Raw genomic sequence first — 16,393 nt, 5'->3', positions numbered from 1 at the left:
GCGCGTGCCCCGCGCCGCACGAAGCGGGCGCGGGGCACGGGATGCGCGCATGATCCGGCGTCAGCGGATCGGGACCTCAGCGGTTCTGGACGTCAGCGGCTCTGCTGGGCCGGGACACCACGCGAGATCGGCTCGTCCTCGGTGGGGGAGCCGGCCGCGGCCACCGCGGCACCGGTCAGCGTGGCCAGCATCTCGCGGACGTTGGTCAGCTGGGCGTTGATGCTGTCGCGGCGGTTGGTGAGCGCCGCCAGCTCGCGCTCGGATTCGCTGCGGATGCGGTCGGCCTTGGCGTTGGCGTCGGCCACGATGTCCTCGGCCTGCCGCTGCGCGGTCTCCACCGTCTGGCGGGCGCGGCGCTCGGCGTCCGTACGCAGCTTCTCGGCCTCCAGGCGCAGCTGCTCCGCCCGGTGCTCGATCTCCGCCAGCCGCTTCTCGGCCTTGGCCTGACGCGAGGCCAGGTCACGCTCGGACTGCTCACGGCGCTTGGCGAGGTTCGTCTCGAAGTCCGCGGCGGCCTGGGCGGCCTTGGCGCGGGTCTCCTCGAAGAGGGAGTCGGCCTCCTCGCGCTTCTGCTGCGCGTCCTTCTGGGCCTCCTGGCGCAGCGTCGCCGCGTCGCCCTTGGCCTTCTCGACGATACGCGCGCCCTCGTCCTCCGCCTTGGCCTTGCGGTCGGCGGCGAACGACTCGGCGTCGTTGCGCACCTGCTGGGCCGCCGACTCGGCGAGCTCCCGGTGCTGCTCGGCGGCGCGGCGGGCCTCCTCGCGCAGGTCCTTGGCCTCCTCCTCGGCGAGACGGAGGATCTTCTCGACGCGTGCGCCGAGCCCCGCGTAGGACGGCTCCGCGTCGTTGATCTGGGCCTGAGCGTTCTGCGTCTCGAGGTGCAGCTCCTCGATGCGCTTTTCCAGAGAGGTGATACGGGCCAGTGCACTGTCACGGTCGGCGACGAGCTTGGTAATGCGGTCGTCCACCTGACCGCGGTCGTATCCACGCCGCACGAGCTCGAAGCCGAAGGGGGAGGAAGTGTCGCTCATGGGGTTCCTGTCGAAAGAGACCGGTGAGGTGATAGAGGGAATCCTAGGGGGCCAAACGGCGTGTCATCGAGTCAACGTCCGTTTGATCTGGAGAATGTCCAGCCTTTTGAGTGGCAGACAGCCAGACGGCTTGTCACTCGTCGGGATGATACGGACACGACACGGGCTGTGTCTCTAGCGCCCCCTCACGGAACCACTTTCACTCAGCTGCACCCGGCCCCCAGGGCCCTCAGCCGTCCGAACGCTTGCCGCTCGCCCGGGTCCCGGCACCGGCCGCCGTCTTGACCCCGCCGTTCTCCTTCCCGCCCGAGCTGCCCCCCGATGCCGGGGCCTCAAAAGACTCCAACGCCGCCAGCACGTCCTGGACACGGGAGATCTCCGCGTTGATGTCCTCTTGACGCCGTTTGAGCAGCTCCAGCTCGCGCTTGCCCTCGTCGACGATCCGCTTGGCCTCGGCCTCCGCCTCGGCGCGCCTGCGCTCGGCGTCCCGCGTGGCGTCGGCCTTCTTCTGCTCGGCCTCCTTGAGCAGCGACTCGGCCTTCTTCACGGCCGCGATACGGACCCGGCTGGCCTCGCTGTTGGCGTCGGAGACCAGCGTCTTGGCCTTCTCCTCGGCCTTCAGCAGCTGCGCGGTCGCGGCCGCGACCAGCTTGTCCACGCGCTCGCCGGTCGACTTCATCTGCTCCGCCGACTCCCGGCGGGCCCGCTCGTGCAGCTCCTCGACGTCCGCCTCGGCCCGCGCCCGCAGCTCCTCGGCCCGCTCCCGGATCGCGATCGCGTCGCCCCGGGCCTCGCCGAGCATCGTGTCGGAGTCCGTACGGGCCTTCTCCACCAGGGCGTTCGCCTGCGCGGTCGCCTCGCCGACGAGCCGCTCCGCCTCCTTGCGGGCCGCGCCGACCATCGTGTCGGCCTGCTCCTCGGCGGCGGTCGCGGTCCGCAGCGCGGCCTCCCGCGCCTCCTTCGTCAGCCGCTCGGCCTCCGCCGTGGACTCGGTGATCAGCCGGTCGACCTGGACCGCCGCCTCCGAACGCCGCTTGTTGGCGTCCTCGCGCGCGCTGTCGACCGTACGCTCGGCCTCGGCCTGCGCCTTGGAGCGAATCCGCTCCGCCTCCGCGGCGGCCTCGGCGGCCACCCGCTCCGCCTCCGCGCGGGTGCGCGCCGCGTGCTGCTGCGCCGCACCCACCGTCTCCGACGCCTCGGTGCGCAGCCGCTCGGCCTCCGCACCCGCGTCCGCCAGCAGCCGCTCGGCCTCCTTGGTCGCCTCGCCGACCAGCCGGTCGGCCTGCCCGGCCGCCTCCGAGCGGATGTTGTTGGCGTCCCCGCGGGCCTGGGCCCGGGTGCGCGCCGCGTCCTGCTCGGCCGCCGCCCGCGCGTCGGAGGCCTCCGTACGCAACTGCTGCGCCCGGGCACTCGCCTCCGAGACCAGCCGCTGGGCCTCCTCGGTCGCGCCGCTGACCAGCGTGTCGGCCTGCTCGGCCGCCTCGTTGCGGGTCTTGTTGGCGCTGCGGCGCGCGTCGTCCAGGACCTCCTGGGCCTCGGTGCGCAGCCGCTCGGCCTCGCTCGTGGCCTCGGTGATCAGCCGGTCCGCCTGCTCGGCGGCGTCCGAGCGGCGCCGGTTGGCCTCCTCGCGGGCCTGGGCCGAGAGCCGGTCCGCCTCCGCGATCGCCTCCGCGACCGTGCGCTCCGCGAGCGCCTTGGCGGCCTCCGCCTCCTCGTGCGCCTCGCGCCGCAGCCGCGCCGCGTCCTCGGCCGCCCGCTCCCGCTCGGCGTGCGCGTCCGCGCGGACCCGGTCGGCCTCCGCCTGCGCCTCGTGGCGGGTGCGGTCCGCGGCGTGCTCGGCGGCCGTACGCAGCCCGGCGATCTCCGTCTCGGCCTGCTCGTGCAGCCCCGCGACCGAGTCACGCACCGCTTGCGCGTGCTGCTCCGCCGCGGCCACCAGCTCCGCCGCGTGCCGCTCGGCCTCCTCGACCAGCCGCTGCGCCTCGGCCTGCGCCTCGGTGACCCGGTTGCGGGCGGCGGCCAGCAGCTCCTCGCTCTGCTCGTGGGCCAGGCTCCGCTCCCGCTGGGCCTCCTCGCGGGCGTCGCTCAGCGTCTCCTCGGCCTCGCGGCGGCGGCGGGCCGCCTCCTCCTGAGCGGCCGCCAGCGCCTCGGCGGCCTCCGCGCCGATGCGCTCGGCGGCGGTGTTCGCCTCCGCGCGCACCCGGTCGGCCGTGTCCTGCGCCTCGGCGCGCAGCCGCTCGGCCTCCGCGGCGGCCTCGCCGCGCAGCCGTACGGCGACCGCCTCGCCCTCCGCGCGCATGTTCGACGCGTCCGCGACGGCCTCGTCGCGCAGCCGGTCCGCCTCCGTCTCGGCCTGCTGACGCAGCGCGGCCAGCCGCTCGGCGGTCTCGCCGCGCAGCCGCTCGGTGTCCTCGGCCGCCTCCCGGCGCAGCCGCTCGGCCTCCTCGCGGGCGTCCCGCAGCGCCTGATCGGCCGAGGAGAGCCGCTGCTCGGCCTCCCCGTGCAGCCGGGTCAGCTCGGTCTCGGCCTCCTCGCGGCGGGCGGCGGCGGCCGCCTCGGCCTCCTCACGGATCCGCCGGGCGGCCTCCGCCGCCTCCGTCCTCAGCTGCTCGGCCTGGGCATCGGCCGAGGTCACCAGCTCCTCGGCCTCGCCGCGGGCCCGCTCGAGCGCCTCGTCTGCCTGGCGGCGCAGCGACGCGGCCCGCTCGATGGCCTCGGTCCGTACCCGCTCGCTCTCGGCGGTGGCGGCCGCGCGGGTCTCCTCGGCGCCCGACTTCGCCTTGGCCAGCAGGTCCTCGGCGGTACCGGCCGCCTCCTCGATCTGCTGGACGGCCTCCCGGCGGGCCTCGGCGCGGATCCGCTCGCCCTCGGCCACCGCCTCCGCGCGCAGCTGCTCGGCCTCGCCGCGCAGCCGGCGGGCCTCCTCCTGCAGCTCGACGGTCTTGGCGCGGTACTCCTTGGTGTCGTCCTTCGCCGCGCCCTTCAGCTGCTCGGCGGTGTCATGCGCCTCGGCCCGCAGCCGGTCGGCCTCGGCCTCCGCCTTGGCCCGGATCCGCTCCGCCTCGTCGGCCGCCGCCTTGGTGGTGGCCTGCGCGTTCTCCGAGGCCCGGGTCAGCACCTCCTCGGCGCTGCGGGCCGCCTTGGCCAGCTGGGCGGCCGAGTCCTCGGCGGCCTTGGCGCGCGCGGTCTCCTCCGCCTCGGCGATCAGCCGCTCGGCCTCGGCGCGGGCGTCGTCCCGTACCTGCTCGGCCTCGGCGCGCAGCGCCTCGGCCTCCTTGGTGGCCTCGCCGACCAGCCGGGCGATCTCCGCCTTGGCGGTCCGGGCGCGCTGCTCGTTGTCCGTCTCGGCGGCCGACAGGCGTTTCTCCGCCGCCTCCTTGGCCTCCGAGAGCACCTTCTCGGCCTCGAGACGCGCCTCGCGCAGCGCCGTCTCGGCCTCCTGCATCCGCAGCTCGGCCGCCCGGGTCAGCTCGGCGGCCTGCCGGCGCGCCTGGTCGGACTCGGAGGCGGTGGAGGTGCGCAGCTGCTCCGCGTGGTGGGTGGCCTCCTGCGCCTGGGCGCCGGCCGTGTTCACCAGCCGCTCGGCCTCGGCGCGGGCGCGGCGCAGGATCGCTTCGGCTTCCGAGCGGGCCGACTCCGCCTCCGCGCCGAGCCGGTCGCGGGTCTGGTCGGCCAGCCGCTGGGCCTCGGCGCGGGCCGCGGACAGGGCCTGCTCGGCCTCGGTCCGCGACTCGTCCAGGAGCCGGCGGGCCTGCGCCTCGGTACGGGCGCGCAGTTGCTCGGCCCAGGCGACGTTCTCGTTGACGTGCGACTCGACGGTGGCCCGGCGCTCGGCGAGCTCCTGGTCGAGCCGCTGACGGCGCGCCACCGCCTCGGCGTGCAGCTCGGCTTCGAGCCGCGCCTGGCGCTCGGCCTGCTCCTGCAGCAGCCGCTGGGTCTGGGCACGGGTCTCGCGCAGCTCGCGCTCGGCGTCGGCACGCAGCTGCTCGGCCTGGACCTGCGCGTTGCGCAGCAACTGCTCGGCCTGGTAGCCGAGGTTGGCGCTGTCGTAGGCAGGGCGGCTCGCGAGATTGCGGCGCGCCTCGTGCAGCTTGGCGCGCAGCACCTCGACTTGGTAGCCGAGGTCGTCGGCGTGCTGGACGGCCTTCTCCCGCTCGGTCTTCAGCCGCTCCATCTCGGCCTCGAACTTCGAGAGGTGGTCGTCAGGCTCGTAGCGGTCGTAGCCCCGCACTGCGCGGTCCCATCCGTCCCCTGGTCGCGTTGGCGGCCGGCTCCGTACCTGGGGGTGCCACGTGGCACCTCGCGGTCCCGACCTGGCGTCCGGCCGTGGCGGCCGGACCGGAGCTAGCCCTTCCGAAGAAATGGTGTCAGATCATCGGCAAAGCCTGGGCCGGACCCCGATCCCTTTCTGATCCCGTTCCCGTACCCCGGCCGAGGTTGCACTCTACCGGCCGGGGAAGCGGAAGGTCAGTGGTCCGCTTGAGTGGTGGACTTCCCCGGTCCCGCTTGTGCGGGGCGCGAGGGTCGGGTAGCCGGTCGTGATCAGCTGTTCGTGCGGTCCTCGGGGGTGCGGTCCTCGGGGGCCTGGTGGTCCGCCGCCGCCGTGACGAGCTCGGTGAGCACCCCGTGGCAGTCCTTGGGGTGCAGAAAGGTGATCCGGGAGTCCATGGAGCCGCGGCGGGGCTCCTCGTACAGCACCCGGATGCCCTTGGCGCGGACGGCCTCGGAGTCGGTGTCCACATCCGCCGTGCCGAAGGCGATGTGGTGCACCCCCTCGCCGTTCTTGGCCAGCCACTTCCCGACGGCCGAGTCCTCCCGGGTGGGCTCCAGGAGCTGCAGGTACGAGGCCCCGCCGTCCGAGGTCTCGTTGATCTTGAGCATGGCCTCGCGGACCCCCTGCTCATCGTTGGTCTCGGTGTGGAACACCTCGAAGCCGTACGTGGCACGGTAGAACTCGACGGTCTTGTCGAGGTCGAAGCAGGCGATCCCGATGTGGTCGATTCTGGTCAGCATGGTCCCAGTGCACCGCTCAACGGGTGGTTACGCAACGTGCGCGCGATCACACTGATGGCACGGTGACCCGGCGGGTACTCGTCAGTACATTGACGATAACCCTCGTTAACTTCCTTCTCCTCTGGAGGACGCACCATGACTCGGACTTCTGTGATCGTGGCGGGCGCGCGTACGCCGATGGGACGGCTGATGGGCAGCCTGCGACCCTTCTCCGGGGCGGACCTCGGCGGGGTCGCGATCAAGGGGGCGCTGGAGCGGGCCGGGATCGGCGGCGACCAGGTGGAGTACGTGATCATGGGGCAGGTGCTCCAGGCGGGCGCCGGGCAGATCCCCGCCCGGCAGGCCGCCGTGAAGGCGGGCATCCCCATGGCGGTGCCCGCGCTCACCATCAACAAGGTCTGTCTGTCCGGGCTCGACGCCATCGCGCTGGCCGACCAGCTGATCCGGGCCGGTGAGTTCGACATCGTGGTCGCCGGCGGCCAGGAGTCCATGACCAACGCCCCCCATCTGCTGCCCAAGTCCCGTCAGGGCTACAAGTACGGCGCCGTCGAAATGCTCGACGCGATGGCGTACGACGGGCTGACCGACTCGTTCGAGGGCATCGCCATGGGCGAGTCCACCGAGAAGCACAACACCCGGCTGGGCATCCTGCGCCCCGAGCAGGACGAGATCGCCGCGCTCTCCCACCAGCGGGCCGCCGCGGCCCAGAAGAACGGCGTCTTCGACGCCGAGATCACCCCGGTGGAGATCCCGCAGCGCAAGGGCGAGCCGGTGATCTTCGACAAGGACGAGGGCATCCGCCCGGAGACCACCGTGGAGTCGCTCGCCAAGCTGCGGCCCGCCTTCACCAAGGACGGGACGATCACGGCCGGGACGTCGTCGCAGATCTCGGACGGGGCGGCCGCGGTGGTGGTGATGAGCAGGGAGAAGGCGGAGGCGCTCGGCCTGGAGTGGATCGCGGAGATCGGGGCCCACGGGAATGTGGCGGGACCCGACAACTCCCTCCAGTCGCAGCCGTCCAACGCGATCGCGCACGCGCTGCGGAAGGAAGGGCTCGAGGTCGCGGATCTTGATCTGATCGAGATCAACGAGGCGTTCGCGGCGGTCGCGGTCCAGTCAATGAAGGACCTTGGTGTTTCCTCCGAAAAGGTGAATGTGAATGGCGGCGCGATCGCTCTCGGACATCCGATCGGGATGTCGGGCGCGCGCATCGTGCTGTCCCTGGCCCTGGAGCTGCGGCGGCGGGGCGGCGGCGTGGGCGCCGCTGCGCTGTGCGGCGGGGGCGGGCAGGGGGACGCGCTGATCGTCCGGGTGCCGCGGGCGTAGCGGGTTCGGCGCGTTTTGGTTCTGCGCGCTTCGGTTCCGCGCGCTTCGGTTCTGCGCGGTTTGGCGTGCGGCCGGTGGTTCTTGTCCTCGTGAGCGGAAGGGAGCGGCAGCGATGGCCGATGTGCCCACGCTGGTGGAGCAGGCGCGGCAGGGGCGGCCGCGCGCGGTGGCCCGGCTGATCTCGCTGATCGAGGGCGACTCACCGCAGCTGCGCGAGGTCATGGCCGCCCTCGCTCCGCTCGCCGGGGGCGCGTGTGTGGTCGGGGTGACCGGGTCGCCGGGGGTCGGCAAGTCGACGTCGACCTCGGCGCTGGTCACCGCGTACCGCAGGACCGGGAAGCGGGTGGGGGTGCTCGCCGTGGACCCCTCCTCGCCCTTCTCGGGCGGGGCGCTCCTCGGGGACCGGGTGCGGATGTCGGAGCACGCGTCCGACCCCGGCGTCTACATCCGCTCCATGGCCACCCGCGGCCACCTGGGCGGGCTGGCCTGGGCCGCCCCGCAGGCCATCCGGGTGCTCGACGCCGCCGGGTGCGAGGTGGTGCTGGTGGAGACGGTCGGCGTCGGACAGTCGGAGGTCGAGATCGCCGCGCAGGCCGATACGAGCGTGGTGATGCTCGCCCCCGGGATGGGCGACGGTATCCAGGCGGCCAAGGCCGGGATTCTGGAGATCGGCGATGTGTACGTGGTCAACAAGGCCGACCGGGAGGGCGCCGACGCGACGGTCCGCGAGCTGGGGCACATGCTGGGGCTCGGCGAGGCCCGTGCCCCGGGGGACTGGCGGCCGCCGATCGTGAAGACGGTGGCGGCGCGGGGCGAGGGCGTCGACGAGGTGGTCGAGGCCCTGGAGAAGCACCGGGCGTGGATGGAGGAGCGCGGGGTGCTGGCGGAGCGGCGGCTGCGGCGGGCGGCGGGCGAGGTCGAGACCATCGCCGTGACGGCGCTCCGCGCCCGGATCGGCGACCTGCACGGCGACCGGCGGCTGGGGGCGCTGGCCGAGCGGGTCGCGGCGGGAGAGCTGGACCCGTACGCGGCGGCGGACGAGCTGGTGGCGGGGGTCACCTCGGGGTGAGCTCCGCGGCGGGGTGAGTCGGTGCGTTTTCGGGTGCGGGTGCGTGCGTGGTGCGCCTGCTGTTCGTGGGTGGTGCCGGGGGCGGGGCCTCCGGGGCTGTCACCCTGGACCGCATATTTACGGCGCCGGTGACCCGAAGCGTGGTGCTGGCCGGAACTTGGCGCCACAAATATGCGTAAGCGTCCAGGGCGCCACCCCTGCACCCCCGCCCCCTCCCGTCTCGTCGGCGGCTACAGCCTCTCCGTGGCTTCCAGCCGTACGCGGCCTCCCACGTCGATCAGGCCGTCCGGCCGTGGCGCCGTCAGGATCTGTGAACCGGCGCCCTGCGCGATGTTCAGCGCGCGGCCGAGGTGGGCCGTCAGCAGCAGAGCCGCCGCGCCCGTCGCCTCGTCCTCGTCGATGCCGTCTCCGCGCCCGGGGAAGGCGCGGGCCCTGACCCGGCCGGCCGCCTCTTCCTCCCACGCCCAGGCGTAGATCCACTCGCCCGGCGGCGGCACCTGGAGGGCGTCCACCTCGGCGGCTGTGGTGTAGCGGTGGAGCGTGCGCGGCGGCGCCCACTCGGGGCGCGCCTCGATCCAGTTGAACTCCCCTTCGAGCCGGGCGCCCACCAGGCCCGCGGGCGTGACCAGTTCGGGCAGGTCGAGCAGCCAGGCCGTGCCCACGCACGGGTGGCCGGCGAACGGCAGCCGCAGCGTCGGCGTGTAGATGTCGATGACCCCGCGCTCGGGGTCATCGACGAACACGGTCTCGCTGAAGCCCAGCTTCCGCGCGAGGGCCTGGCGTTCGGCCGTCCCGGGGACGGCCGAACCCCGGCGGATCACGCCGAGCGCGTTGCCGTGGCGCCCGTCAGGCCCGCAGAAGACGCGGAGTACGTCGTATTCCGTCACCTGTGCAGTACATCACGGTGCCGGTGGTGGGGCTGTCTGGGTGAGGGTCAGTCGTCGTCCTCGTCGTCGTCCTCGTGGTGGGCCGGGGTGACCGCCCCCGTCTGCGGGTCGACGTTCACGTCGTGGGCCTTGCCGGCGAATTCGACCTCCCAGACCTTGTCGTCCAGCTCCACGGAGGTCACCGTGCCCTTGCCCGCCGCCCGGTGGGCCGCCGCGACGGCGTCGACCTTGACGGTCCGCGGCAGGGTCTCGTCCTCGTCCTTGTCGATCTTCTGGCTCAGCACCTGGCCGTGCGTCCCGATCCTGACCTCGTGCCACTTGTTGTCCTTGCCGAAGACGTCCACCTCCCAGCCGGGCCGCTCGTCGTCGCGCTCGATGGACGTCACGGTGCCCGGTACGGCCTTCACCGCCGCCTGGGCCGCCTCGTCGAGCGAAGCGGACTTCGGGGCCGAGGGGGCCGCGGCGCGGGCCGAGGGGGTGGCGGTGAGGGCGGAGGCCGCGGTCAGGGCCGAGGCGGTGGCCAGGGCCGTGGCGGCGAGGGCGGCGATGACGGTGATGCGCTTCATGTGGGTTCCTCCCCGGGTGTGTTGACGGGAACCACCGTGCCCGGGCGCGGCTGAAGCCAGGCTGAAGTCGCCTGAAGGGATCTTCAGGTTGTCTTTGGGACGCTTTCCCCATGCGTTTGCTGATCGTGGAGGACGAGCGGCGGCTCGCGGTGTCGCTGGCCAAGGGGCTCATGGCGGAGGGTTTCGCCGTGGATGTGGTGCACGACGGCCGGGAGGGGCTGCACCGGGCCCAGGAGGGGGCGTACGACCTGGTCGTCCTCGACATCATGCTGCCGGGGATGAACGGCTACCGCGTGTGCGGGGCGCTGCGGGCCGCGGGGTGCGAGGTGCCGATCCTGATGCTGACGGCGAAGGACGGGGAGTACGACGAGGCCGAGGGGCTGGACACGGGCGCCGACGACTATCTGACCAAGCCGTTCTCGTATGTGGTGCTGCTGGCGCGGGTGCGGGCGCTGCTGCGGCGGCGGGGGCAGGGGGCCTCGCCGGTGGTGCGGGTGGGGGACCTGGTGGTGGACCGGGGGGCCCGGCGGGTGGAGCGGGACGGGAGCGAGGCTCCGTTGACCGCCAAGGAGTTCTCCGTGCTGGAGCAGCTGGTGGTGCGGCCGGGGGAGATCGTCTCGAAGGCGGAGATCCTCGAGCATGTGTGGGACTTCGCGTACGAGGGCGATCCCAACATCGTCGAGGTGTATGTGAGCGCGCTGCGCCGGAAGCTGGGCGCGGGGGTCATCGAGACCGTGCGGGGGGCCGGCTATCGGCTGGTGGGTCGTGCGTAGGGCCTCGGTGCGGATGCGGGCCGCGGTGGGGGCGACGGTCGTGGTGGCCGTGGCCCTGGTGGCGGCGGGGCTCGCGGTGCTTCAGGTGCTGCGGACGAATCTGTCGGAGCAGGCCAGGCTGCAGTCCGAGGTGCGGGCGCGCTCGGTGGCCTCGAAGGTCGCCGCCGGGGTGGAGTTCGGCGGGCTCGGTCTTGGCGAGGACCCGGTGCAGATCGTGGACGGTCAGGGCCGGGTGCGGGCGGTGAGCGACGATCTGGAGGCCGTGACGGGCACGGAGAGCCGTTCGGTGGTGCCGGTGAGCGTCGAGGTGGAGGACGAGGACGACCCCGGGGCCGTGGCGGCGAAGCCCCGGTTCACTGAGGGCACCGCGCGGGTGGACGGGGAGGAGGCGGAGTACCAGTGGGCCGCGATGCGGGTGATCACCCCGGCGGAGGAGTCCGTCACGGTGTACGCGGGCGCCCCGCTCGCCACCGGAACCGTCGGGTCGGTACGGGACGCCATGCTGCTCGGACTGCCCCTGCTGTCGGCGGTGGTGGCGGTGGTGACCTGGCTGGTGACCCGCCGCGCCCTGCGGCCGGTGGAGGCGATCCGGCGGGAGATGGCGGCCATAACGGCCAGTACGGATCTGTCCCGGCGGGTGCCGGTGCCCCGGTCGCGGGACGAGGTGGCCCGGCTGGCGCGGACGACGAACGAGACGCTCGCGGCGCTGGAGGGGGCGGTGGAGCGGCAGCGGGCGTTCGTCGCCGACGCCTCGCATGAGCTGCGCAGCCCCATCGCCTCGCTGCGCACCCAGCTGGAGGTGGGCGCGGCGCATCCCGGGCTGCTGGATGTGGACGGCGCCGTGGAGGACGTGGTGCGGCTGCAGCGGCTGGCGGGCGATCTGCTGCTGCTGGCCCGGCTGGACGCCGGGGAGCGGCCCTCGGGGGCCCGGGTGGTCCTCGCGGAGCTGGTGCGCGAGGAGTTGGCGCAGCGGGTGGGGGACCGGGTGGCGGTGCGCTGTGAGCTGGGGCCGGTGGCGGTCGCCGGGTCGCGCGGGCAGCTGGCGCGGGTGCTGGGGAATCTGCTGGACAACGCGCAGCGGCACGCCCGCGACGAGGTGCGGGTGACGGTGCGGGAGGAGGGCGGCTGGGGGGTCGTGGAGGTCGCCGACGACGGGAGCGGCGTGCCCGAGGGGGAGCGGGAGCGCGTCTTCGAGCGGTTCGTACGGCTCGACGACGCGCGCAGCCGCGACGACGGCGGGGCCGGGCTCGGCCTCGCCATCGCGCGCGACGTGGTGCTGCGGCACGGCGGACGGCTGGGTGTGCGGACCGCGCCGGGCGGGGGTGCGCTGTTCGAGGTGCGGCTGCCGCGCGATCCCGCCGCGTGAGCCTCGCGCGTCTAGACGCGGCCGCGCTGGGTCCGCAGATGCTCGGCGATCGGGGCCAGCGAGGCGTGGACGGCGTCGAGGGCTTCCGGGCTGAGCAGGTCGATGAAGTGCTTGCGCACCGACTCGACATGGTGCGGCGCGACCTTGCGCATGGTCTCCCAGCCGTCTTCGGTGAGCACCGCGTAGAGCCCGCGCCGGTCGGACTCGCAGTGCTCGCGGCGGACGAGGCCCGCGTTCTCCATCCGGGTGATCTGGTGGGAGAGGCGGCTCTTGGACTGCAGGGTGGCGGCGGCCAGGTCGCTCATGCGCATCCGGTGGCCTTCCGACTCCGAGAGGTTGACCAGGATCTCGTAGTCGTTCATCGTCAGGCCGAACGGCTGGAGGTCTCGTTCGAGTTGATAGGTCAGCAGCCTGCTGACGTCCAGGTGGATGCGCCAGGCGCGCTGTTCCTCGTCGCTGAGCCAGCGCGTGCCGTTCTCGGTCTCCATAGGAAGCATTCTACCGGTAGAAGTTGAATTTCGAACCAATGGATATGAGGTCACCTGTTCGAGGTTACACTCCGCATGCTCCCGCTCACGAACCGGTGCCGCCCGTGGTCCCTATGGGCACCTCGGCCATGAGCTCTTCCGTCGACTGCAGCAGGACGGTCCCCGCGCCGACGAACTCGAACTGGTGCTCCTCGCCCGAGGTGCCCCCGAGCCCGGTGTGCGCCCGGATGCCGCCGAGCACGCCGCGCAAGTACTCGTGATCGTAGTGGTGGTTGGGGGTGGGGCAGTCCGCCCAGCCGACGAGGGCCTGCGGATCGACGCGGATCGGCGGCTCCATGAAGACCACCGGGCCGTTGGAGGCCGCGACGAACTTGCCGGTGCCGATCAGGGTGAGGAAGCCCGGGACGATCGACTGCTTGAGGGAGAGCGAGGGCTGGAAGGCGAGCAGATTGCCCGACCGGATGGTCAGATTGCCGTCGTCGAGGTCGTAGGAGTTGACGTCGAAGGCCCGGTCCGCGAGCACCATCTTGCCCTGCCCCTCGGCCACCACCCAGTCCGCGGCGTGCAGCGGGGAGTGGAAGCTGTGCGCGATGAGGTGGTCCAGCCGGCCCAGGCCCACGCCCTGGAAGTCGATCCGCCCGTAATAGGCGATCATCTTCCCCTTCTGCAAGAACCACTGGCCGTTCAGCTCCACGCTGAAGGCGTACGGATTGATGTTGTCGTCGACCGGGAGGGTGTACGCGTCGTGGATGACGGGGCCGTTCACAGCTTCTCCTCCGATGCCTGGACATACACCGTGCCGGTGCCCGAGAGCTCCAGCTGAAAGGCCTCTCCCGAACCGCGGCCGACCATCTCGCGCCAGCCGAGCGCGGTCGAGAGCTTGTTGCGGACGTCACCGCGGTGGGCGACATACGCCTGCGGGTCGACATGGACCGGGCGGCCGGGGGCGATCGGCAGCTGGATCACCCCGCCGTGCGCCATCACCGCCGCCGAGCCGTGCCCCTCCAGGGTGGTGGTGAACAGCCCCTGGCCGGTGACCTGTCCGCGCACGATGCCCATCACCCCGCCCTGCGAGCCCATGAACATCGTGCCCTGGCGCAGCGACCCGTCGAAGGCGAGCAGCCGGTCCGACTCGACGTACAGCTTGTCGCCGGCCAGGTGGACCACCTCGACATGGTGGCCGCCGTGGCCGAACATCACCGTGCCGCTGCCCTCGACGGTCATCAGCGGCGTCGCCTCGCCCGCGACCCGGCGGCCGATCATGCCCATCACCCCGCGCTGCCCACCGGTGATGCTCGGCGTGAACCGCACCTCGCCCCGGTAGGCCAGCATCGCGCCGCGCTGGCTGAAGAGCGTCTGACCGGGCTGCACCTGCGCCTCGACCATGCGTGAGTTGAGGACGTTGAAGGGCATCAGATGTCCCCACCGATCGTGTTGCGCTCGCTCGGCTGTACGTACACCAGTCCCTCGCCCTCGAACCGGATCTGGAACGCCTCGCCCGAGCCCTCCCCTATGAGCGTGCGGAAGTTCACCCCGGACTGGAAGTGCTGCTTGAGCTTGCCCGTGTGGGCGATGTACGCGCCCGGGTCGACCTGCAGCGGCAGCTGCGGGGTGACGCGCAGCACCACCGCCGTGCCGTCGGAGAGGATGGCCGCCTGCCCGGTGCCCTCGACGGTCGTGGTGAACAGGCCGTTGCCCTGCGAGGAGCCGCGCAGCCCGGTGAAGGTGGTCCCGGTGCGCAGCGCGGCGTCCGCGCACAGCAGATTGCTGGCCTCCACATGAAGCGTCTCGCCGTGCAGCGACACCAGGCTGATCTCGCTCGCCCGGTCGGCGAAGTAGCAGGTGCCGTGCCCCTTGACCTCCATGACCTCCATCTGCTCGCCGGTGAGCCGCCGGGTCACCATCCCGCGCAGCCCCTCCCCGCCGCCCGTTCTCTTCTTGAAGGTCATCTCCCCCTCGTACGCGACCATCGAGCCGTTCTTGGCCTTCACGGAATCGCCGGTCATGTCGACGGCGAGCACCTTGCTTCCCTGGAGCCGAAACTGAGCCACGGATCCGACGTTATCGGGACCGAACGCCGCGGAACAGGGACAGCCGGACCCCGGCGTGGTGATCGGTTACGAGGCTGCGACAATGCGAGGGGAGCTTGTGCATCACTTCACAAGCTCTGTTCTCCCGTCCTCTTCTCAAAGGTGCTGCTCCCGTGGACTTCAAGACCGCCACCGCCCTGCGGCGGCTCCGCCTGGTCTCCGCGCCCGAGGCCGTCTCCTTCCTCCTGCTGCTCCTGTGCTCGGTGCTCAAGCGCACGACCGACTTCAACGCGGTCCCGGTGATGGGCATGGTGCACGGCATCCTCTTCATCCTGTACGTGGTCTTCTGGCTGGACGCCTGGAAGCGCGCCCAGTGGGACCGCAAGACCGCCGCGATCTACTTCGTCCTCTCGATCCTGCCGACCGGCGGCTTCTTCGCCGAGCGCAAGCTCAAGCGGGAGGCGGAGGCCAGCGTGATCGCCGACCGGGCGCGCCGTGAGGGCGTGGTCAACGCATGATCGTCGCCTTCTCCGTGACGCCGCTCGGCGTCGGCGAGGACGTGGGGGAGTACGTCGCGGACGCGGTCCGGGTGGTGCGCGAATCGGGCCTGCCGAACCGTACGGACGCGATGTTCACGTCCGTCGAAGGCGAGTGGGACCAGGTCATGGACGTCGTCAAGCGGGCCGTCGCGGCCGTGGAGGCGCGGGCGCCGCGGGTGTCCGTGGTCCTCAAGGCGGACATCCGCCCGGGCGTCACCGACGGGCTGACCTCGAAGGTCGAGACGGTCGAGCGCCACCTGTCGGGCTGACACACCGCCTACCCGCCCCCCTCCAGCAGCGCCGTCCCCAGCGGCGTGCGCTCGTACAGCACCCGGTGGCCGTCGCGGCGCGACGTCAGCAGGCCGGCCGAGCGCAGCACCGCCAGATGCGCCGAGACCGACGACGGCGCCAGGCCCAGCCGCTGGGCCAGCGCCGTCGTGGAGGCGGGCTCCTCCAGACCGCTGAGGACGGCCGCGCGGCCCGCGCCGAGGAGCCGTACGAGCGCGTCCGCCGCGCCCTCGGCGGGCTCCTGCCAGAGCCCGCCCACCCCCCGCGCCGGATAGATCACCGTCGGCTGCCACGGTGGGGCGAAGCCGCTCACCACGTCCGGCCAGACGAAGACGCTCGGCATCAGCAGCAGGCCCCGGCCGTCCAGCCGCTGCACCTCCGGGTCCCCGCCCCGGGTGCGGACCGTCAGCCGCCCCTCGGCCCAGTCCACCACCGGGCGCAGATCGGCGAACAGCCGTTCCAGGCCGCCGTCGGCCAGCTGCCGGGCGCGATAGGCCACATCGGCCTCCAGCAGGGCGCGCACCCGGGGCCAGTCCGGGGCGAGCAGCGCATGCCAGATCTGCTCGGTCAGATCCCCGAGCCGCCGCACCGCCCGCGCCGGATCGTCCAGCAGCGCGCGCCCGGCCGGGGACTCGGCCGCCCCCGGCGTATAGGCCATGGACCGCACCATCTCCCGGTGGGCGGCCGCCGGCTCGGTGGCCCGCAGTCGCGCCAGCTCCTCCTCGACCGAGGGATACGGCGCCTCCGGGGGCGGCCCCAGGAAGTCGGGGGTGTAGCCGCGGATCGGCATGAACAGCGTGAACAGGGAAAGGTCGAGCCCGGCCACGGCCGAGCGGACCCGTCGCAGCCACGGCAGGTGGTAGGGGTGCCGCTCGGGGCGCAGCAGCGTCCGTACCGCCTCGTGCGTCTGGCCCAGCGGGGAGATGGCGAACCGGCAGCGCAGTAAGTCGTCCGTCCCGAAACTCATGCGCAGCGGCATGTCTCACCCTCTGTCAGGATTCGCCTCAAGGTCGCGCC

Annotated in this window: 16 protein-coding genes; 6 read left to right on the top strand and 10 right to left on the bottom strand. The window is 72.7% G+C overall.

Annotated elements, in window-relative coordinates; all coding sequences use genetic code 11:
* Positions 1 to 92: 92 nt before the first annotated feature.
* From ACFZDL_RS16890 to mce, 3 genes are all read right to left on the bottom strand, one after another.
* A complete protein-coding gene (locus ACFZDL_RS16890) occupies positions 93 to 1,031 on the bottom strand; it encodes a cellulose-binding protein (protein WP_353593335.1) in 939 nt (312 codons plus the stop codon).
* A 229-nt stretch (positions 1,032 to 1,260) separates the two neighbouring features.
* Positions 1,261 to 5,262 (bottom strand): polarized growth protein Scy, encoded by a 4,002-nt coding sequence (gene scy, locus ACFZDL_RS16885; RefSeq protein ID WP_353593336.1) that lies wholly within the window; start codon positions 5,260 to 5,262, stop codon positions 1,261 to 1,263.
* A gap of 311 nt (positions 5,263 to 5,573) precedes the next feature.
* Entirely contained in the window at positions 5,574 to 6,044 is a 471-nt protein-coding gene (mce, locus tag ACFZDL_RS16880) for a methylmalonyl-CoA epimerase (protein WP_353593337.1), read from the bottom strand.
* A 135-nt stretch (positions 6,045 to 6,179) separates the two neighbouring features.
* Between mce and ACFZDL_RS16875 the strand changes: the two genes are divergently transcribed.
* Entirely contained in the window at positions 6,180 to 7,370 is a 1,191-nt protein-coding gene (locus tag ACFZDL_RS16875; protein WP_353593338.1) for an acetyl-CoA C-acetyltransferase, read from the top strand.
* Between the two features lie 112 nt (positions 7,371 to 7,482).
* Positions 7,483 to 8,439, top strand: a complete 957-nt coding sequence (gene meaB, locus ACFZDL_RS16870) for a methylmalonyl Co-A mutase-associated GTPase MeaB (RefSeq protein ID WP_353593339.1) — start codon at positions 7,483 to 7,485, stop codon at positions 8,437 to 8,439.
* Between the two features lie 230 nt (positions 8,440 to 8,669).
* On the opposite strand, the gene ACFZDL_RS16865 is transcribed toward meaB, so the two are convergent.
* Both ACFZDL_RS16865 and ACFZDL_RS16860 read right to left on the bottom strand, forming a co-directional pair.
* Positions 8,670 to 9,326, bottom strand: coding sequence for a PhzF family phenazine biosynthesis protein (locus ACFZDL_RS16865; protein ID WP_353593340.1), 657 nt, complete (start codon positions 9,324 to 9,326; stop codon positions 8,670 to 8,672).
* Positions 9,327 to 9,373: 47 nt separating this feature from the next.
* Positions 9,374 to 9,892: a PepSY domain-containing protein gene (locus ACFZDL_RS16860; RefSeq protein WP_353593341.1), complete on the bottom strand. Its 519-nt coding sequence runs from the start codon at positions 9,890 to 9,892 to the stop codon at positions 9,374 to 9,376.
* A gap of 110 nt (positions 9,893 to 10,002) precedes the next feature.
* Between ACFZDL_RS16860 and ACFZDL_RS16855 the strand changes: the two genes are divergently transcribed.
* Together ACFZDL_RS16855 and ACFZDL_RS16850 are read left to right on the top strand one after the other, a co-directional pair.
* Positions 10,003 to 10,665 carry a response regulator transcription factor gene (locus ACFZDL_RS16855; protein ID WP_353593342.1) on the top strand — a complete coding sequence of 221 codons (663 nt, stop codon included), beginning with the start codon at positions 10,003 to 10,005 and terminating at the stop codon, positions 10,663 to 10,665.
* A 13-nt stretch (positions 10,666 to 10,678) separates the two neighbouring features.
* Positions 10,679 to 12,031 carry a HAMP domain-containing sensor histidine kinase gene (locus tag ACFZDL_RS16850; protein ID WP_353593461.1) on the top strand — a complete coding sequence of 451 codons (1,353 nt, stop codon included), beginning with the start codon at positions 10,679 to 10,681 and terminating at the stop codon, positions 12,029 to 12,031.
* 11 nt (positions 12,032 to 12,042) lie between these two features.
* Here the strand turns inward: ACFZDL_RS16850 and ACFZDL_RS16845 are convergent, their stop codons facing one another.
* The 4 genes from ACFZDL_RS16845 to ACFZDL_RS16830 all read right to left on the bottom strand — a co-directional run bounded on the left by ACFZDL_RS16845 (position 12,043) and on the right by ACFZDL_RS16830 (position 14,570).
* On the bottom strand, positions 12,043 to 12,519 hold the full coding sequence (locus ACFZDL_RS16845) for a MarR family transcriptional regulator (protein ID WP_353593343.1): 477 nt from the start codon (positions 12,517 to 12,519) through the stop codon (positions 12,043 to 12,045).
* 85 nt (positions 12,520 to 12,604) lie between these two features.
* Positions 12,605 to 13,285, bottom strand: coding sequence for an AIM24 family protein (locus ACFZDL_RS16840; RefSeq protein WP_353593344.1), 681 nt, complete (start codon positions 13,283 to 13,285; stop codon positions 12,605 to 12,607).
* Entirely contained in the window at positions 13,282 to 13,932 is a 651-nt protein-coding gene (locus ACFZDL_RS16835) for an AIM24 family protein (RefSeq protein ID WP_353593345.1), read from the bottom strand. The genes ACFZDL_RS16840 and ACFZDL_RS16835 overlap by 4 nt, the downstream gene beginning before the upstream one ends.
* Positions 13,932 to 14,570 carry an AIM24 family protein gene (locus tag ACFZDL_RS16830; protein ID WP_353593346.1) on the bottom strand — a complete coding sequence of 213 codons (639 nt, stop codon included), beginning with the start codon at positions 14,568 to 14,570 and terminating at the stop codon, positions 13,932 to 13,934. Before ACFZDL_RS16830 ends, ACFZDL_RS16835 begins: the two co-directional genes overlap by 1 nt.
* Before the next feature lie 152 nt (positions 14,571 to 14,722).
* Between ACFZDL_RS16830 and ACFZDL_RS16825 the strand changes: the two genes are divergently transcribed.
* On the top strand, positions 14,723 to 15,067 hold the full coding sequence (locus tag ACFZDL_RS16825; protein ID WP_353593347.1) for a DUF3817 domain-containing protein: 345 nt from the start codon (positions 14,723 to 14,725) through the stop codon (positions 15,065 to 15,067).
* The gene (locus tag ACFZDL_RS16820) at positions 15,064 to 15,357 is read left to right on the top strand and encodes an MTH1187 family thiamine-binding protein (protein ID WP_353593348.1); all 294 of its coding nucleotides are present in this window, start codon (positions 15,064 to 15,066) and stop codon (positions 15,355 to 15,357) included. The genes ACFZDL_RS16825 and ACFZDL_RS16820 overlap by 4 nt, the downstream gene beginning before the upstream one ends.
* An 8-nt stretch (positions 15,358 to 15,365) precedes the next feature.
* Here the strand turns inward: ACFZDL_RS16820 and ACFZDL_RS16815 are convergent, their stop codons facing one another.
* On the bottom strand, positions 15,366 to 16,355 hold the full coding sequence (locus tag ACFZDL_RS16815; protein WP_353593349.1) for a DUF5937 family protein: 990 nt from the start codon (positions 16,353 to 16,355) through the stop codon (positions 15,366 to 15,368).
* Positions 16,356 to 16,393 lie beyond the last annotated feature (38 nt).

Origin of the sequence: Streptomyces sp. NPDC007917 (assembly GCF_042959105.1) — a bacterium.
In the GTDB taxonomy this organism is placed as follows: domain Bacteria; phylum Actinomycetota; class Actinomycetes; order Streptomycetales; family Streptomycetaceae; genus Streptomyces.
The sequence above is the reverse complement of the archived record's forward strand: the minus strand, read 5'-3'. Positions and strand labels throughout refer to the sequence as shown.

Bases quoted from the DNA above. Each gene is read 5' to 3' on its own strand.
- ACFZDL_RS16860 (WP_353593341.1), bottom strand. From the start codon at position 9,892: ATGAAGCGCATCACCGTCATCGCCGCCCTCGCCGCCACGGCCCTGGCC.
- ACFZDL_RS16845 (WP_353593343.1), bottom strand. From the start codon at position 12,519: ATGGAGACCGAGAACGGCACGCGCTGGCTCAGCGACGAGGAACAGCGC.
- ACFZDL_RS16835 (WP_353593345.1), bottom strand. From the start codon at position 13,932: ATGCCCTTCAACGTCCTCAACTCACGCATGGTCGAGGCGCAGGTGCAG.
- mce (WP_353593337.1), bottom strand. From the start codon at position 6,044: ATGCTGACCAGAATCGACCACATCGGGATCGCCTGCTTCGACCTCGAC.
- ACFZDL_RS16855 (WP_353593342.1), top strand. From the start codon at position 10,003: ATGCGTTTGCTGATCGTGGAGGACGAGCGGCGGCTCGCGGTGTCGCTG.
- ACFZDL_RS16875 (WP_353593338.1), top strand. From the start codon at position 6,180: ATGACTCGGACTTCTGTGATCGTGGCGGGCGCGCGTACGCCGATGGGA.
- meaB (WP_353593339.1), top strand. From the start codon at position 7,483: ATGGCCGATGTGCCCACGCTGGTGGAGCAGGCGCGGCAGGGGCGGCCG.
- ACFZDL_RS16890 (WP_353593335.1), bottom strand. From the start codon at position 1,031: ATGAGCGACACTTCCTCCCCCTTCGGCTTCGAGCTCGTGCGGCGTGGA.
- ACFZDL_RS16815 (WP_353593349.1), bottom strand. From the start codon at position 16,355: ATGCCGCTGCGCATGAGTTTCGGGACGGACGACTTACTGCGCTGCCGG.
- ACFZDL_RS16850 (WP_353593461.1), top strand. From the start codon at position 10,679: ATGCGGGCCGCGGTGGGGGCGACGGTCGTGGTGGCCGTGGCCCTGGTG.
- ACFZDL_RS16820 (WP_353593348.1), top strand. From the start codon at position 15,064: ATGATCGTCGCCTTCTCCGTGACGCCGCTCGGCGTCGGCGAGGACGTG.